Here is a 14,984-nt window from a genome sequence, read left to right as displayed (position 1 = left end):
TTCCGATGAGGATGGCGAAGAAGGTCATGTCAAGCATGTTCCGCTTCGGCAAGCCATTGCGGTAGCCTTGATTGGCTTGACAACCAGGAGGTTCTGCCTTGACGTTGGCGCAGCTCGAGTATTTCCTCGCCGCCTGTGAGCACGGGTCGTTCAGCGCGGCCGCCGAGGAGCTGCACATGGCGCAGCCGTCGCTGTCGGACCAGGTCCGGCGCCTGGAGGCCGAGTTCGGCGTGCAGCTCTTCCGGCGGGTCGGGCGGGGGCTCGTCGTCACCGAGGCGGGCGAGGCGCTGCGCTCCCACGCGATCGCCGTCCTGGACGCCGCGGAGGCGGCGCGCGCGTCCGTCGGCGCGATCCGCGAGCTCAAGGGCGGCACCGCCGTCTTCGGCACCTTCGGCAGCGCGCGCTACTTCCTCGGGACCGACCTCGCGGCCGACTTCCGCCGCCGCTACCCGGACGTGCGACTGCGCCTCATCGGGCAGAACTCGTCGGAGACCGCGGACGCCGTGCGCTCGGGGGCGCTCGAGGCGGGGATGGTCGCCCTCCCCGTCGACGACCGCGGGATGGAGCTGCGCCCGATCACCCGCGACGAGATCGTCTACGCGTCGATCGACCCCGAGCGCCTCGCCCACCGCGCGACGATCCAGGCCGTCGCCGCCGTTCCCCTCATCCTCCCCGACTCGACCTTCGGCAACGAGGACCCGGTGCGCCGGCAGCTCGCCGAGCGCGCGCAGGCCGCCGGGGTCCGCATCGAGCCGGTCATCGACGTCGAGGACCCGGAGGCGGCCGTGGAGCTCGCGGGCCGCGGGTACGGCGACACGATCACCTCGCGCGCGTGGCTCGCCGGGATGGGCGACCGCATTCCGCCGCAGCTCGGCTGGGTCCCGATGTCCCCGCCGCTGTACGACAACTTCGCCTTCATCTGGCGGCGCGGCGCGCAGCTGTCGGCGGCGACGCGTGCGCTGCTGCGGCTCGCCGAGGACCGGATGGCGACGCGGGTGAAGGAGCTCGACGAGGTGGGCGTCCCCCGCCAGCGCCCCGCCGGGGGCGCGCCGGCGCCGCCCGACCCGACCTGAATGACGATTCAGGGGGCGGTGGGCCCCCTGGATCTTCATTCACCTTCCGGAGGACGGGGCGCTGCGCGCGTCAGTCGAGCCGCGGCGCCGCGGAGGCGCCGCGGAGGCGGTGGAGGAGGCGGTCGGCGAGCTTCGGGGAGAGGCCGTGGACCGCGCCGAGCAGGCGGACGAACGGCGGGAAGTGGACGGCGCGGTCGTCGGCCTCGACGGCGGCGACGATCTTCTCCACGAGCGCCTCGGCCGGTGCCGCCTTCTCGTCGCCGTGATACCAGGCGGGCATGCGGGCCTTCTCGTGGTCGTGGAGCGAGGACTTGATCTCGCCCGGGTAGACGACGGTGAGCCCGACGCCCGTGCCGCCGAGCTCGTGGCGCAGCGCCTCGCCGAACATTCGTTGCGCGGCCTTCGTCGCCCCGTAGACCGCGGCGCTCGGGAACGACCGCAGGCCCGCACCGGAGGAGACGATGACGATGTGTCCCGGCCGGGCGGGCGCCTGCGCGAGCAGCAGCGGGAGCCCGGCGTGGACCGTGAAGAGCGTCCCGTACCAGTTGACGTCGGTCATCTGGCGCAGCTGGTCCATCGTCTGATCGCGGAACGGGCCGTAGTGCGTCAGGCCGGCGTTCGCGACGAGGAGGTCGAGGCCTCCGGCCGCCGCGGCGAACGCGGCGATCGCCTCGCGGACGGACGCCTCGTCCGCGACGTCGCAGCGCAGGACGTGGTGCTCGCCGGGGAGCGTCGCCGCCAGCGCCTCGAGCTCGTCGGTCGACCGGGCGGCGAGCCCGAGCGTCGCACCCCGCCCGGCGAGGTCGACGGCGAGGGCGCGCCCGATCCCGCGTGAGGCCCCGGTGATGAACGCGCGCGTGCCGGTCTGGATCTGCATCGCGCGAGTCTATGGAAGGCGCGGGCCCCACCGATACGATGAGTCGGTGAGTTCCGACACCGTCACCGTCGCCGAGGAGGAGTACCTCCAGACCCTCTTCTGGCTCTACGAGGCCGGGCTGCCGATGACCGGCGCGAACATCGCCCGCGCGATGCAGCTCTCGGCGCCGACGGTCCACGAGATGGTCGGCCGCCTCGAGCGCGACGGGTACATCACCCGCGACTCGAGCAAGGCGATCTCGTTCACCGAGTCCGGGCTCGTCCACGCGACCGACATCGTCAGCCGCCACCGCCTCATCGAGCGCTACCTCACCGACGTCGTCGGCGTGCCGTGGGACGACGTGCACGAGGAGGCCGAGCGCCTCGAGCACGCGATGTCCCCCCGCTTCGAGGCGTACATGAAGCGCGCCATCGGCGACGCGAAGACCTGCCCACACGGCCACCCGATCGAGGTCCGCACGCGCGTCGACGGGGTCCCGCTCGCGGACGTCTCGATCGGCGCGAAGGTCCGCATCCTCCGCTTCGAGAACGAGGCCGAGGATCTCCTGCACTACCTCAAGCGCTCCGGCCTGGAGCCCGACCTCGAGGGGACGCTCGTCGTCAGCGACGCCGAGGAGGTCGTCGTCGAGACGCCCGACGGCACGCGCTGCACCGTCACCCCCTCCGTCGGCGCGACGGTGAGCGTCGTCGCCGACCCGTCACCGCCGCCGCGCGTGACCCTTCCCGAGGCGCTCGTCCTCGGGAAGGACCGCTACGGGCGCTGACCCCGAGCGGTGACCGCGGCGTGCGGTCTCGCGGGGTCATATCCCCCACGAGACCACACGCCGACGGCGCGGGCCCGCCGGCTCAGACCGCCGCGGGCAGCGAGCGGTAGGCCGCGGCGAGGCGCTTGATGCCCTCCTCCACCTGCGCGACCGGCGTGCCGGAGTACGCGAGGCGGAGGGTGTTCTCCCCGCCCTCGAGGAGGAAGTCCGTCCCCTTGACGAACGTCACGCCATGCTCGCCCGCCGCGGTGAACAGCTGCGCGACGTCGGTGCCCTCGGGCAGCGAGACCCACATGAAGTACCCGCCCTCGGGGGCGACGTAGGACGCCTCCGGCAGCTCGCGGTCGAGCGCCGCCGTCAGCGCGGCGACGCGCTCGGCGAGCGCGGCCTTCACCGTCGCGATCGAGCGGTCGAGGCCCCCGCCCACGCAGAAGCGGTAGACGATCGACTGCGCGACCTGGTTCGGCGAGATGTACGTGTTCGTCGCCCGGCCCGCGATCGCCTTGATCGTGTCGGCGGCGCCGACGAGGTAGCCGACCCGGATGCCGGGGCAGACGGTCTTGGAGAACGAGGACGCATAGACGACGTTCCCCTTGCCCTCGTCGAGCTCGAGCATCGTGGGCAGCTGCTCGCCCGTGAAGCGGATCGCGACGTACGGGTCGTCCTCGAAGATCGTGAAGCCGTACTCGGCCGCGAGCGCGAGCAGCGCGTGGCGCTTCTCGAGCGAGAGCGTGTAGCCGGCCGGGTTCTGGAAGTTCGGGATGATGTGCGCGAGCGTCGGGCGGACCCCGGACTCGAGCAGCGCGCGCAGCTCGTCGGTGTCGATGCCGTCGCTGGCGAGGGAGACCATGCGCACGTCAGCGCCGCGGCCCTTGAGCGAGAGCAGCGTGCGGTCGTACGTCGGCTTCTCGACGATGACCGCGTCGCCCGAGGAGACGAGCTCGTCGAAGAGGAACGCGTCGGCCTGCATCGAGCCGTTCGTGACGAGCACGTTCTCCGGCTGCACGCCGTGGCGCTCGGCGAGCCAGTTCCGCAGCGGGACGTACCCGACGGACGTGCCGTAGGCGGTGGTGCCGGCGGCGTCCTCGTCGAAGGCGGCGGCGGCGGCGGCCTTCAGGCCCTCGACGTCGACGATGTCGAGGGACGGCGCACCACGGGCGAAGGAGATCGTGTCGGGCATGCGCCTGATGATGCCATGACTCCCCCCGTCGTCGACGTGACTCCCCACCCTTGGCGTGTCCGATCGGACGATGTGAAGCGCAGGAGCTGCCGCTTGGCGTGTCGGCCCCGTGATGCGTGCCCTGCACCTCAGCGGGTTCGTCACCGCGACGATGTCGGTCGAGCCGACGAACGCGCCCAGCGGAGCGTGCGGTCTCGTGGGGGCATATCCCCCGTTCGGCCGCACGCCGACAGTCGCGGCGGGTCAGGCGCCCTTGCGCGGGGTCGCGCGTGAGACGGGCGGATCGGGCCGGGTCGCGGGCCAGACCGGTCGCCCGTCCGCCCCCGCGTACTCGTCGAACGGGACGGTGCCCGCCGCGGTCCGCACGGTGACGACCTCCTGCATCGTCACCGGGTGCAGGTAGCAGAACAGGCGGTAGGTGCCCGGGGTGTCGAACCGCCGCCGGTACGTCGCCCCGTAGCCGCGCGTCGGGCTCGACACGTTGCGCGGCCCGCTGGCGAGCAGCACGTTGTGGTCGACGCCGCGGTCGAGCCACTTCCAGGTGAGCGTCGTGCCGGCCGCGATCGAGATGTTCGGGTTCGCGAACTGCGCGTCCTTCAGCGGGATCGTCGCCCGCCGGGCGGTGAGGATCGTCTGCGCCCCGGGCGGGCGGTCGACGGGGACGGGGGCTCCGGCCGCTGTCAGGCGCGTGAGCGGGACGATGACGCGCGGGAAGTGGAAGCTGCCGTCGTGACGCCCCCAGTGGATGTGACGGTCCGCGGGCAGCGGCGCGCACGGCGTCTTCGCCGCCGCCTCGTCCGGCGCGACGTAGACGTGGTCGATCGCCATGACCTGGGGGTGCGGGTACTGGGCGTCGTACGCGGCCGTCACCCGGAGGACCTGCCCCTTGGCGACGGGGAGGCCGATCCTCGACATCCAGTAGCCGGTCGAGATCGGCCCCGGCTCGTGGAGGGTGGGCCGCAGCCGGTAGACCCGGTCGTGGGGGTTGCCGTAGCGGGCGCGGTTGCGGACGATCGTGCGGCCGGCGCAGCCCGGCTCCGCGATCTTCATCCCGTACGCGCTGCCGTGCAGGTGCGAGCCGACGGCGACGATGCGGCCGCTCAGCGGCATCGTCCAGTCGTGGCTCTTCACGTGGACCGAGCCCGGCGCGCCGCCACCGGTGATGTCGTAGCTCGGGTTCGGCGTGCAGCCGTTGGCGCGCAGCCAGAGGGGCTTGACGGGGGTGAGCGACCGACCGATGACGAGCGTGTAGCGGTAGACGACGCGGACCTGCTCGTACGCCTCCGAGTGGCTCATGAGCATCGCCTGCATCCGCCACCGCATGTGCGGCGCGACGCGGTAGCCGTAGCCGTCGGGCAGCACGAGGTCCTGGTGCTCCTCCCCCGTCCCGTAGAACGGCTCGCCCGCGCGGTCGTCGCACGAGGTGCGCCCGGCCCCCTGTCCCGAGGCGAGGAAGACGAGGTGGTGGAGCATGACCCGCTGGATCGGGACCCGCCGCCCGTCCGCGTACTGCAGCTCCGCCGTCATGTGCGTCACGTAGCCGTCGCGGTGCGGCGCGGGGACGTCGACCTTCGGCAGCAGCGTCTGGAAGCCGCCGAGGTCGAACGGCCGGGACGACCCGATGACGTGCTCGACTGCCGGGCGCGGCGCCGGTGCCGTCGCCGTGGCGGGCGTCGTGCCCAGCGCGGCGACCGCCGCGAGAGCGGCGACCATCCGTGGCGCGAGGCGGGCGGACGTCACGCCTGCGGATTACGCGCGCGCGGGCGGAACTCCTGCCGGTCGTCCCCGGCCTGCAGGCGGCCCGGCGCGAGGTGAATGAAGGTTCAGGGTGCTCAGGGCACCGTGAACCTTCATTCAGATCTCGCGGGGCCGGGGTGAGGGGGCGGGACGGCGGGCGGCGGGACGGCGGGCGGCGGGACGGGGGCGGCGTGGCGGGGCGGGGGCGGGGGCGGCGCGGGGGACGGGCGGCGGTCCGCGGACCGCCCGCAGCGACGGCCGCGGCGAACTACGCAGCCAGGCCCGTGGGCCGTCCGGAGGACGGGGTCCCGGGGGCGACAGCATCGACGCATGCTCATCGATCGCTCCCCCGGGCTCTTCATCGCCCTCGCGAACGTCGTCGTGTTCGGCGTCGTCGGCGTCGAGGCGTGGATGTGGACGGCGTCCTCCGTGCTCGCCGTCGCCTTCACGCTCCTGCTCATCGTGACCGTCGCCGGCGGCATCTGCGCCGTGACGCTCCGCCTCCTCGACGGCGCCGCTCCGGCGGCGCCCCAGACCTCGCGCGGCGAGCCGCAGTCCCTCGCGGCACGCCGGCGTGAGCGCCCCGCGGCCGTGGTGACCGGCAACCTGCCGCGTCCGGTCGCGCACGGGTGAGGCGGCGGCGTCCGCGCCGCCGCCTCACCGCGGGTCAGCCGGCGAGCGCCGTCAGGGCGCTCGCCCGGCCCTGCAGGTCGTACAGGCCGCTCACCGTGGTCCGGGCGCCCGCCTTCTGCACCGCGGCCATGAGCAGGCTCGAGCCCACGCGGCTGTCCTGCGGGCCGCCGCCCGCCCCGTCGGTCAGGACGTAACGGATCCTCCCGGCGCGGACCGCGTCGACGAGCCACGTGATCGAGACCTCGCTCTCGCGGCCGGAGAAGCCGCCCAGAGCCGCGACGTCCGCGGGGGGCCGGGGCTCGCGACGATCGCGGCCGAGGCGCCCTGCTGGCTCGAGACCGCGACGGTGCCGCCGCCGTGCGCCTTCGCGTAGGCGAGTGCCGCGGTGAGGCTCGTACTGCCGCCGAACATGTCGCCCGTCGCGCCCGCGCCCGGCCCGCCGAAGCCGCCGGCGGCGCTCGCCGGGCCGCCGGCCGGGAAGGTCGAGCTCGTCGCGTGGTCGAGCGTCTGCGCGGCCCACGTCGCGGGGGCGATGAGAAGCACCGCGGTGATCGCGCCGACGGCGACCGCCCGCGCCCGCCCGGCGCCGAGCAGCGCCAGGGCGACCGCGGCGACGACGGCGGCCGCGCCGAGGACCGGCGGCAGCCAGCCGAGCGATGCCGGGTAGGGGTGGAAGATGCCCGTCGCGGTGCTGAAGACGCAGGCCGTTGTCGCGAACGTGCCGCCGACCGCGATGAGCCAGCCGGTGCGGGCGTCGCTGCGGCGCAGACGCGTCGACACGAGGAGGGCGAGCCCGCCGACGACGGCGAAGCCGAGCAGCCAGCCGGCCTGCCCGCCGAGCGCGTCGTTCAGCAGGCGCCAGGCGCCGGGGTCGCCGCCGAAGAGGCCACCACCCCCGCCGCCGGGACCGCCGACCGCCGGGACCCCCGGGACCGGCGGCGCCGGTCGGCCCGCCCGCCTGGCCGTCGACCCGGCCGAGCCCGTCGTAGCCGAAGATGAGCGACCAGATCGAGTTGTCGCTCGTGCCGGACACTCAGGGGCGGCGGCCGGCGGGCGTGAGCCACACGAGCACCGTCCACGCGAGCCCGACGACCGCCAGCGCGGCGCCGCCGAGCGAGAGCTGTTTCCCTGCGATGGTGCGGCCCTTCGGCGCGACGTACAGGTACGCGGCCGCGGCCGCCGGGACGACGAGCAGCGCCGCGGCCATCTTCGTCTCGAAGCCGAGGCCGACCATGAAGCCGGAGAGGACGGGTCAGCGGGTGCGGCCGTCCTCCAGCGCGCGGACGAGGAACCACAGCGCCGCCGTCGAGCAGAGGACGGGCAGCGCGTCGGGGTTGTTGTGGCGCGACATCGCGAAGATGATCGGCGTGGCGGCGAGCGCGAGGCCGCCGGCGAACCCGGCTGCCCGCCCGAACCGGCGCGCGACGAGGTCGTGGACGAGCCAGACGCTCGCGACGCTCATCAGCGCCTGCGGCACGAGGATCGCCCAGCTGCTGAACCCGAAGACCCGCGCCGAGGCCGCCCCGGGGTGGTGGAGAGCGACATGGCGGGCAGGCTGGAGGGCCGGGGCTGGGCCGCCCGCGGGGCTTTCCTGAGAGGCTGCTGGGATCGTGACGCCGCTCAGGGATCGCTCAGCACCGGTTAAGACCACGCATAAGTCGGGCACCTAGGTTCGAACACGATGCCCTCCCCGCGACATCTCTGGTCCGGCCCCTGGCGAGACGAACTGTCGAAGGCGCCCTCCGGCCGCCGCGGCGACGCGCCCGATCCCGACGTCGAGGAGGACGCGGCGGCGGAGGCGCCGACGCGCGCGCAGCCGGCTGTCGGCGCCGCTCCGCCCCGCGTCGCCGTCGCCGACGCCCCGCCCCCTCCGCCCTACCGCCGCGCGATCGTCGCCGGTCTCGTCGCGGGGACCGTGGGCGTCATCGCCGCCGGCGGCTACCTCATCGGCACGCACGACGACCGCCACCGGGCGTCCACGACCGCCGCGCTCCCGGCGCTGCCGTCGACGCCGATCAAGCCGAAGGCCGGCGAGTCGCGCGCGACGAAGATCTACGCGCTCGCGAGCCCTGCCGTCGTCTCGATCCGGACCGGGACGGGCGAGGGGACGGGGTTCCTCGTGAAAGACCGCCAGACGATCGCGACGAACGCCCACGTCGTCGACAACGCGAAGACCGTCACCGTCCGCTTCGGCCCGACCGGTCGCGACATCACCGCGGAGGTCAAGGGCACCGATCCGTCGAGCGACCTCGCCGTCGTGAAGCTCCCCGCCGGGTCCGCCCCGGCCGACGCGAAGCCCCTCCAGCTCGCCGACTCGAGCGCCGTGCGGGTCGGCGACCAGGTCGTCGCCATCGGCAACCCGTTCGGCCTGGACCGGACGCTCACCGAGGGCATCATCTCGGGCCTCGCCCGCGCGATCCCCGCGCCGAACAACTACGAGATCGACGACGCGCTGCAGACCGACGCCGCGATCAACCCCGGCAACTCCGGCGGGCCGCTGCTCGACACCGGCGGCAAGGTCATCGGCGTGAACTCGCAGATCGAGACCGGCGGCTCATCCTCGGGCCAGGGCGGCAACATCGGCATCGGCTTCGCCGTGACGTCGAACACCGTCCGCCAGGTCATCCCCGCTCTCGCGAAGGGGAAGAGGATCGACCGCGCCTGGCTCGGGATCACCTCCCAGCCCTCGGCATCGGGCACCGGCGCGACGCTCACGCAGACGACGCCCGGCGGCCCCGCCGAGGCCGGCGGCCTCGTGTCGGGCGACGTCATCCTCTCGATCGACGGCGACCAGATCCGCGAGTTCTCCGACATCTCCCGGATCGTCAACGCCCACCAGCCCGGCGACAAGATCACCGTGAAGGTCCGCCGCGACACGGGTGAGGTGGTCGACCGGACGATCACGCTCGGCGTCCGACCCGCGACGACCCCGTGAGCTTCGGCCACCCGACCGCCCTCCTGGCGCTCGTGGTGGTGCCGGTGCTCGTCGCCGTCTACGTCGCGCGCACCCGGCAGCAGGGGCGGGCGGCCGCGGCCTTCGCCTCGCCCGTGCTCGCCGACTCGCACAGCCCGCAGCGGCCCGGCCCGCGACGGCACGTCCCGTACCTCATCTTCGGCCTCGCCCTCGTCGCGCTGCTGCTCGCCGTCGCGCGACCGCAGCGGTCCGTCGCCGTGCCCGTCGAGCGCGCGTCGATCATGCTCATGACCGACGTGAGCGGCTCGATGCTCGCCACCGACATCACCCCGGACCGCCTGAGCGCCGCGCGTGACGCGGCCGAGCAGTTCCTCAACACGATCCCGAAGCGCGTGAACATCGGGATCATGGCGTTCAACCAGCGCGCGTCGGTCCTGCAGTCCCCGACGCAGGACCGGGCCGCCGCCTTCGACGCGCTGCAGCAGATGCAGGCCGGCGGTGGCACCGCGACCGGGGTCGCCGTCCAGACCGCGGTCGGCATCCTGCGCCCGTCGAGCCGCCGCCAGCAGACCGACAGCCGCGCCCCCGCCGCGATCGTCCTGCTCTCCGACGGCGCCTCGACCCGCGGCGTCGATCCCGTGAAGGCGGCGGCGGCCGCGAAGAAGGCCGGCGTGCGGGTCTACACCGTCGCGCTCGGCACGCCGAACGGGACGATCCGGGTCATGCGCAGGAACGGCACCTACCAGACGAAGCCCGTCCCGCCGGATCCCACGACGCTGCGGCAGATGGCCGAGGCGGGCGGCGGCGCGTTCTACGCGAGCGCGTCGTCGGCCAAGCTCTCGCAGGTGTACGAGCGCCTCGGCTCCGAGCTCGGCACCCGCAAGGCGAAGCGCTCGATCGTCCCCGCCTTCGCGGCTGCCGCGGCGCTGCTCATGCTCATCGGCGGCGGCACCTCGGTGCGCTGGTTCGGCCGCCTCATCTGAGTCCCTCTTCCCCGTGACCCCGACCCCTCAGGCCCCCCACAGACCATGACCGACTTCACGCCGCCCAGCCAGCCGGACCCCGCGCAGCCCGCGCCGGTCTCGGACGACCCGCGCGCCGCCCTCCAGGAGGCGCTGCAAGAGATCAAGCAGGTCATCGTCGGCCAGGACGCGATGCTCGAGCGCCTGCTCGTCGCGCTGCTCGCCGGCGGTCACGTCCTCCTCGAGGGCGTCCCCGGCCTGGCGAAGACGCTGACGATCAAGACGATGTCGCAGGTCCTCGGCGGCTCGTTCGCGCGGATCCAGTTCACCCCCGACCTCGTGCCCTCGGACATCATCGGCACGCGGATCTACCGCCCGAACAGCGGCGACTTCGAGACGGGCCTCGGCCCGGTCTTCGCGAACTTCGTCCTCGCCGACGAGATCAACCGCGCACCCGCGAAGGTCCAGTCGGCGCTGCTCGAGGTCATGCAGGAGGGCCAGGTGACGATCGCCGGCACCGCCTACGAGGTGCCGAAGCCGTTCATCGTCATGGCGACCCAGAACCCGATCGAGTCCGAGGGCACCTATCCGCTGCCCGAGGCCCAGGTCGACCGCTTCCTCATGAAGGTCCTCGTCGACTACCCGACGACGAGCGAGGAGTCGGCGGTCGTCGGGCGCAGCCTCGCCGGCGAGCGCGACGTGCGCGAACTCCTCACGCTCGACCGGCTCGCCCGCTACCGCGACGCCGCCCGCGAGGTCATCGTCGGCCGCGAGGTCATCTCCTACGCCGTCGCCCTCACCGACGCGACCCGCAACCCGGCGGCCCACGGCCTGCACGAGCTCTCCGGTCAGGTCCAGCACGGCGCGAGCCCGCGCGGCTCGATCGGCCTCGTCCACGCGGCGCGTGTCCTCGCGCTGCTCCGCGGCCGCGGCCACGCGACGACGCAGGACGTGCGGGACCTCGCGCGGGATGTCCTGCGCCACCGCCTCGTCCTCTCCTACGACGCGCTCGCCTCGGGCATCACGCCGGACGACATCCTCGACCGGACGATCGCGACCGTCGCCGACCCGTCGGGCCACGGTCTGACGTCGGGCCGGAGCCGCGCCGCTTGATCCAGGGGCGCACCCCACTCGAGCTCCCCGCCGCCCGGCAGGGACCAGGGCCGCTGCCCGCGCCGATGATCGACGCCCTCGATGTCGCGCTGACGCGGCACAGCGCCCGCTCGCAACCGGGCGACCTGCGCGCGCCCGGCGTCGGCGCGGGCACGGAGCTCTCGCAGCTGCGCGGCTACCAGGTCGGGGACGACGTGCGCCACCTCGACCCGGCCGCGAGCGCGCGGACCGGCGAGCCCCACGTCCGCCTCCACGTCCCCGAGCGGACGCAGGCGACGTGGATCCTGCTCGACGTCTCCGCGTCGATGGCCTTCGGGACCGCGCAGCGGCTCAAGTGGGACATCGCCGAGGGCGTCACGCAGGTCGTCGGGCAGCTCGCGCTGCGCCGCGCCGGCGCGCTCGGCCTCGTCCGCTTCGGCGCGCCCGGCACCCCGCGGATCACGCCGCTGCGGGCGGGCCGGACGGCGTTCGGCGCGCTGCGGCACGTCCTCTCCGAGGGGGTCGCCCCCGACGGCGCCGAGGACGAGCATGCGCTCTACGACGCGGCGGCCGCCCTCGGGCGCCTCGCCCAGCAGCCGGCGCTCGTCGTCATCGTCTCCGACTTCCGCTCGGCGCTCGACCCGGCGCTCGCGCTCGGCCCGCTGCGCGCCCGGCACTCCCTCCTGTGCGTGGAGATCTTCGACCCGCGCGAGCTCGAGCTGCCTGACGTCGGCCCGCTGTCCGTCGTCGATCCGGAGACCGGCCGCAGCGTCCGCGTGAACACCTCCTCGCGGGCGCTCCGCGAGCGCTTCGCCGCGATCGAGGCCGAGCGCCGCGCCCACCTGCACGACGAGCTGCGCCGCCTGCGCGTCGGGCACGTCGCGCTCGGGACGGACGAGAACTGGCTCCTCGCCCTGGGGCGTGAGCTGCGGTGACGTTCGCGACCCCCATCGCCCTCCTCGGTCTGCTCGCGATCCCGGCGCTCGCCCTGCTCATGGCCTCGCGCAGCCGCCGCCGGGACCGCTTCGCGATGCGCTTCCCGGCCGCGGCGTCCCTCGCCCGGGCCGCGAACCCGCAGGAGGCGTACTGGCGCTGGCTGCCGTCGGCGGTCGCGCTCGCGGCCCTCGCCGCCCTCGTCGTCGCCGCGGCTCACCCGAAGCACACGGTCCGCGTCGCGCTCCAGGAGGCGTCGATCATGCTCGTCACCGACCACTCGGGCTCGATGGCGGCGAACGACGTCACGCCCGATCGGCTCACGGCGGCGAAGAACGCGGCGACGTCCTTCGTCGACAAGCTCCCGAGCGGCGTGAAGGTCGGCATCGTCGCCTACTCGGCCGAGCCGGACGACGTCGAGGCGCCCTCGACGAACCACGCGGTGACGAAGGCCGCCATCGCCCGCCAGGTCGCGAACGGCGGCACGGCGACCGGCGACGCCCTCGCCGTCGCCCTCGGGCTCCTGCGCCCGAAGAAGACGACGCGCACGCCCGCCGCCATCGTCCTCCTCAGCGACGGTACGACGACGCAGGGCTCCGACCCGGTCGACGTCGCGCGGCAGGCGAAGGCAATGAATGTCCCCGTCTACACCGTGGCGCTCGGCAGCGCCGACGCGACGGTCCCGAACCCCGACCCCTTCGGCCCGCCGCTCCCCGCCGTCCCCGATCCCGAGGGGATGCGCCAGATCGCGGACGCCAGCGGCGGCCGCGCCTTCACCGCCCAGGACGCCGGCCGGCTCGGGTCGATCTACCAGGCGCTCGGGTCGCAGCTCGGCTCCAAGCCCGTCACCCGCGACGCGGTCGGCTACCCGCTCGGCGCGGGCCTGCTGCTGCTCATCGCCGCCGGCGGCCTCGCGGCGCGGCGGCGGGCGATGTAGGGCGGCGCGGGCGCCGCGCGGCGAGGCGCGGGACGCGAGGCACGCGGTGCTAAGCGCAGTGAGGCTGCGTGGGCGCGTCGCGCTTACAGCCGTCTGGTTACGGCGGAGGGAGGCTGCCGCGTGGCCGAGGCGCACGAAGGCTCGGATGGCGGGGCGTTCGTGCGGGTCCGGCGGTGAGTGGAGGATCGCGGTTGCTGAGCAACCGCGATCCTCCACTCACCGCGCCGCGGACCCAGGTGTGACCTCCCGCCTCACCAGAGCCACGCTGGGAGGTCACACCTCGCCACGCGAGCATCTCCCCACCCCCGTAACCAGCCCGCTGTTCGAGCGCCTCGCACCTGTAAGGGCCCTCTCGCGTCAGCGCCGCGGCCTCGCGAGCACCACCCGGCGCGCCGCCGCGGCCTCGCGAGCACCACCCGGCGCCTCAGCGCCGCGGGCCTCGCGAGCACCACCCGGGCCCGCACCCGCGCCCGCCCCGGCCCCGCCCGCCCTACCGCCCCGTCACCTGCCGCAGCACCGCCCGCCCGATCGTCAGCGGATGGCCGATGACGACGCCGAGGCGGCCCTGGAGGCTCAGCGGGTCGCTCGCGATCCCGAGCTGGCGCAGGATGCTCGCGCTGTCGAAGTAGACGCGCTCGCAGACGATCCGGTCCGATCCCGGCGCGAAGACGAAGATCGCGAGCGTCCGGCAGGTGAACGCGCGACCGGTCGGCGGGAGGCCGCGGAAGTTGCCGAGGTGGGTCCCGAGGAGGTCGAACTCGGCGATCGTCGCGTCGTCCGCGTGATGGAGGTCGATGAGCTCGTTGCGCTGGTCGGGAAAGGCACGGCGCGACTCCTCGAAGTACGCGGCCACCGCCTCGGTCCCGTCGAAGACGTCCCCGGTGGGGATGATCTCGTAGCGCGGGTGGGAGAACGTCCCGAGGGTGGCGTCGAAGTCGTGGCGGTTCTCGGACTCCATGTGCTCGCGGACGACGGCCTCCCGCGCGGCGACGAGCGCGCCGCGGTCCAGGATCGCCATCAGGACGCGGCGGCCGCCGGGGTCTTGTGCTCCGCCGCGGGCTCCCCGGTGACGTACCGGTCGACGAACTCGGTGATCGTCCGCACGACGAGGCGCGTGTCGTCCCACATCGGCACGTGCCCGACCCGGGGCAGGACGACGTAGTCGACGTCGGGGATCTCGCGGCGGGCCCGGGGCGAGTGCGTCGCCATCGGGAGGATGCGGTCGCGTTCGGCCCAGGCGATGCGGGTCGGGGAGGTGATCTGCTCGAGGCCCTCGATGTGCGCCTGGCCGCTGCGCAGGGCGCGCAGGACGTCGTCGACGACCCGGCACTCGATCGACGTGCGCATGAGGTCGACGGCGTCGGCGGCCGGGACGAGCTCGCCGTGGCGCATGATGTCCCGGAAGGCCACGCGGCGAGCGCCGGGGCGGGCGACGAGGCGCGGCGCCTGGCCGATCGTCGCCTTCGTGAGCTTGATCTGGCGGGTGAAGAAGGCGGCGATCCGGTCGGCCTCGGGGCCGCTCGGATCCCACAGGCCGCCGGGCGAGAACGCGACGACACTGCGGGCGCGGCCGCGCTTGGCGAGCTCGAGCGACAGCAGCCCGCCCATCGAGTTGCCGACGAAGTGCGCGGTCCCGACGCCGAGGTCGTCGAGGTGCTGCTCGAGGTGGTCGGCCGCGTCGTGGATGACGGCGCGCTCGGAGACCTCGAGCGGCGGCCCGCCGGCGTGGCCGGCGAGCGTCGGGGCGATGACCTCGTACCGGGCGGCGAGGTCCGCGAGCACCGGGCGCCAGTGCGCCCAGGTTCCCGTGAAGCCGTGCAGCAGGACGACGGGCTCGCCGCGGCCGGCGCGGTACAGGGCGGGGCTGTTCTCGGACATGGCCA

General features: G+C 74.2%; 17 protein-coding genes. 8 read left to right on the top strand and 9 right to left on the bottom strand.

Annotated features, from left to right (window positions below):
- Window positions 1-98: 98 nt before the first annotated feature.
- Window positions 99-1,073, top strand: a complete 975-nt coding sequence (locus tag NBH00_RS01605; protein WP_254571607.1) for a LysR family transcriptional regulator — start codon at window positions 99-101, stop codon at window positions 1,071-1,073.
- Between the two features lie 70 nt (window positions 1,074-1,143).
- On the opposite strand, the gene NBH00_RS01600 is transcribed toward NBH00_RS01605, so the two are convergent.
- Complete coding sequence (locus NBH00_RS01600; protein ID WP_254571606.1) at window positions 1,144-1,950, bottom strand: SDR family NAD(P)-dependent oxidoreductase; 807 nt, start codon at window positions 1,948-1,950, stop codon at window positions 1,144-1,146.
- A 46-nt stretch (window positions 1,951-1,996) separates the two neighbouring features.
- Here NBH00_RS01600 and NBH00_RS01595 point away from each other — a divergent pair, with 46 nt between their 5' ends.
- A complete protein-coding gene (locus NBH00_RS01595) occupies window positions 1,997-2,713 on the top strand; it encodes a metal-dependent transcriptional regulator (RefSeq protein ID WP_254571605.1) in 717 nt (238 codons plus the stop codon).
- An 82-nt stretch (window positions 2,714-2,795) separates the two neighbouring features.
- Here NBH00_RS01595 and NBH00_RS01590 read toward each other — a convergent pair whose 3' ends face one another.
- On the bottom strand, window positions 2,796-3,893 hold the full coding sequence (locus NBH00_RS01590) for an aminotransferase-like domain-containing protein (RefSeq protein WP_254571604.1): 1,098 nt from the start codon (window positions 3,891-3,893) through the stop codon (window positions 2,796-2,798).
- Window positions 3,894-4,136: 243 nt separating this feature from the next.
- A complete protein-coding gene (locus tag NBH00_RS01585) occupies window positions 4,137-5,633 on the bottom strand; it encodes a plastocyanin/azurin family copper-binding protein (protein ID WP_254571603.1) in 1,497 nt (498 codons plus the stop codon).
- A gap of 327 nt (window positions 5,634-5,960) precedes the next feature.
- Between NBH00_RS01585 and NBH00_RS01580 the strand changes: the two genes are divergently transcribed.
- Window positions 5,961-6,263 carry a hypothetical protein gene (locus tag NBH00_RS01580; RefSeq protein ID WP_254571602.1) on the top strand — a complete coding sequence of 101 codons (303 nt, stop codon included), beginning with the start codon at window positions 5,961-5,963 and terminating at the stop codon, window positions 6,261-6,263.
- A 34-nt stretch (window positions 6,264-6,297) separates the two neighbouring features.
- Here NBH00_RS01580 and NBH00_RS25690 read toward each other — a convergent pair whose 3' ends face one another.
- From NBH00_RS25690 to NBH00_RS25680, 4 genes are all read right to left on the bottom strand, one after another.
- Complete coding sequence (locus tag NBH00_RS25690; RefSeq protein WP_437126635.1) at window positions 6,298-6,498, bottom strand: hypothetical protein; 201 nt, start codon at window positions 6,496-6,498, stop codon at window positions 6,298-6,300.
- On the bottom strand, window positions 6,447-7,043 hold the full coding sequence (locus NBH00_RS01575; RefSeq protein WP_254571601.1) for a hypothetical protein: 597 nt from the start codon (window positions 7,041-7,043) through the stop codon (window positions 6,447-6,449). Before NBH00_RS01575 ends, NBH00_RS25690 begins: the two co-directional genes overlap by 52 nt.
- A 253-nt stretch (window positions 7,044-7,296) precedes the next feature.
- A complete protein-coding gene (locus NBH00_RS25685) occupies window positions 7,297-7,497 on the bottom strand; it encodes a hypothetical protein (protein ID WP_437126602.1) in 201 nt (66 codons plus the stop codon).
- Window positions 7,498-7,515: 18 nt separating this feature from the next.
- Window positions 7,516-7,914: a glycosyltransferase family 39 protein gene (locus NBH00_RS25680; protein WP_437126601.1), complete on the bottom strand. Its 399-nt coding sequence runs from the start codon at window positions 7,912-7,914 to the stop codon at window positions 7,516-7,518.
- Window positions 7,915-7,944: 30 nt separating this feature from the next.
- On the opposite strand from NBH00_RS25680, the gene NBH00_RS01565 reads away from it, so the two are divergent.
- The 5 genes from NBH00_RS01565 (at window position 7,945) to NBH00_RS01545 (ending at window position 13,101) form a co-directional block, all read left to right on the top strand.
- Window positions 7,945-9,198, top strand: a complete 1,254-nt coding sequence (locus NBH00_RS01565) for a S1C family serine protease (RefSeq protein ID WP_254571600.1) — start codon at window positions 7,945-7,947, stop codon at window positions 9,196-9,198.
- Window positions 9,195-10,160, top strand: coding sequence for a VWA domain-containing protein (locus NBH00_RS01560; protein ID WP_254571599.1), 966 nt, complete (start codon window positions 9,195-9,197; stop codon window positions 10,158-10,160). The genes NBH00_RS01565 and NBH00_RS01560 overlap by 4 nt, the downstream gene beginning before the upstream one ends.
- 45 nt (window positions 10,161-10,205) lie before the next feature.
- Window positions 10,206-11,252, top strand: a complete 1,047-nt coding sequence (locus tag NBH00_RS01555; RefSeq protein WP_254571598.1) for an AAA family ATPase — start codon at window positions 10,206-10,208, stop codon at window positions 11,250-11,252.
- Window positions 11,253-11,317: 65 nt separating this feature from the next.
- Complete coding sequence (locus tag NBH00_RS01550) at window positions 11,318-12,166, top strand: DUF58 domain-containing protein (protein ID WP_254571597.1); 849 nt, start codon at window positions 11,318-11,320, stop codon at window positions 12,164-12,166.
- Window positions 12,163-13,101, top strand: coding sequence for a VWA domain-containing protein (locus tag NBH00_RS01545; protein ID WP_254571596.1), 939 nt, complete (start codon window positions 12,163-12,165; stop codon window positions 13,099-13,101). Before NBH00_RS01550 ends, NBH00_RS01545 begins: the two co-directional genes overlap by 4 nt.
- A 490-nt stretch (window positions 13,102-13,591) precedes the next feature.
- Here the strand turns inward: NBH00_RS01545 and NBH00_RS01540 are convergent, their stop codons facing one another.
- The gene (locus NBH00_RS01540) at window positions 13,592-14,119 is read right to left on the bottom strand and encodes an ester cyclase (RefSeq protein ID WP_254571595.1); all 528 of its coding nucleotides are present in this window, start codon (window positions 14,117-14,119) and stop codon (window positions 13,592-13,594) included.
- Window positions 14,119-14,979, bottom strand: a complete 861-nt coding sequence (locus NBH00_RS01535) for an alpha/beta fold hydrolase (protein WP_254571594.1) — start codon at window positions 14,977-14,979, stop codon at window positions 14,119-14,121. The genes NBH00_RS01540 and NBH00_RS01535 overlap by 1 nt, the downstream gene beginning before the upstream one ends.
- Between the last annotated feature and the right edge of the window lie 5 nt (window positions 14,980-14,984).

It is taken from the genome of Paraconexibacter antarcticus (genome assembly GCF_024220175.1).
GTDB classification, from domain to species: domain Bacteria; phylum Actinomycetota; class Thermoleophilia; order Solirubrobacterales; family Solirubrobacteraceae; genus Paraconexibacter; species Paraconexibacter antarcticus.
Note: the sequence above shows the minus strand (reverse complement) of the source record. Positions and strands in the feature narration are given on the sequence as shown.